The organism is Mycobacterium sp. IDUB_39 (genome assembly GCF_055419205.1).
In genome coordinates this window covers 1-1,344 of record NZ_JBVAXF010000025.1, presented here as the reverse complement: position 1 = coordinate 1,344, position 1,344 = coordinate 1, and the positions used below count along the sequence as shown (strand labels likewise).

The following is a 1,344-nucleotide window of genomic DNA, read 5'->3' as shown; positions in this document are numbered from 1 at the left end:
CGCTCAGCGAACTGTGGTGTCTCGGGACATCGTTGACACATATGTCTCGGGACATCGCTGACAGTCATGGTGATGGTTTGGGTTCGCGGGCGCGGTAGGTTCGCGTGTTTTTGTCACCGGGTTGGTACTGGCGGGTGGGGTCGGCGGTGAGTTCCCTGATCAGCGTCGTGCCGCTGAAGATGGCGATGTGGTCGCCGTCGCGGATGCTGTCGCAGGTGTGTCCAGCCCAGCGCAGGCCGACGTTGACTTTGTAGGGCGGGACGAACAGGTTGCCCGAGCGTTCCCCGACGATGTGGCTGCTCACGAAGATTGGTGCCGGCAGCGGACGTGCTGCGGGTCGGGCGGCTTCGGTGGCGGCGAAGGCCTCGGCCGGGGTGGCGCCGCGGTGGGCTCGGTGCGGGCGGTGGTGGTTGTAGAAGGCTCGGAACCGGTCGAGCAGGTCATTGAGCGCTTCGACGGTGGCCGGTGCCCGGCGGGCCCGAAGCCACTTCTTCAGGGTCTGCCAGAACCTCTCGATCTTGCCGCAGGTCTGAGGGTGATAGGGGGTGGAGTTGATGGTGCGGGTGCCCAGGGCGCGCAGGTTGGCCTCGAACCTCGACTCATAGCCGCGCAGTCGCCCGGTGTACATGAACCCGTTGTCGGTCAACGACATTGCCGGTACTGCGCACTCGCTGATACCGGCCAGCATCACCGCCCACACCAGTTCGGTGGAACCCGCACCCGCCGCCGCCTGAAGCGCGGTCAGGTAGCGCGAGTGGTCATCGATACTGCCCGCGATGGCCACCGGGGAGCCGTCGGCCAACGCCCACTGGGTCCAGTCGGACTGCCAGCACTCGTTGGGCCGATCGAAGGTGAACCGTTTGGTCGCCGAGCGCGGGCGCTTCTGCGGCGCCGGTGTGATCACGCCATGACGGGTCAGGATCCGCCACACCGTGGCCCGCGAGGGCACGACGCCGCGGCCCTCGCGACGAAGCGACCACACGATCGACTGCGGGCCGTGATCACATCCCTGCTCGAGAAGCTGCTTGCGCTTGAGCAGCACCATCTCCTCGACTGCCGCACCGGTCTGACCTGGCGAGGACAACGGTCGTCGTGAGCGATCCTGTAGCCCTGGGACGCCATCGTCGCGGAACCGAGCCCGCCACTTGTAGAACGTCTGCCGACTGATCTGCTGGCGGCGGCAGAACTCCGCCACGTTCTCCACTTGCCCGGCCAACGCCGTCGCGGTACGGATGTCCATCGCCCGTCACCTTCTGGGCCATGAACCATCCTGGTCGCGGCCCTACTCAGGTGTCAGCGATGTCCCGAGACATACAAGTGTCAGCGATGTCCCGAAACAGAACA

At 66.0% G+C, this 1,344-nt stretch carries 1 protein-coding gene; it reads right to left on the bottom strand.

The features are described from left to right. Positions 1–64: 64 nt before the first annotated feature. The gene (locus ACZY0X_RS31200; protein WP_463775894.1) at positions 65–1,240 is read right to left on the bottom strand and encodes an IS481 family transposase; all 1,176 of its coding nucleotides are present in this window, start codon (positions 1,238–1,240) and stop codon (positions 65–67) included. Between the last annotated feature and the right edge of the window lie 104 nt (positions 1,241–1,344).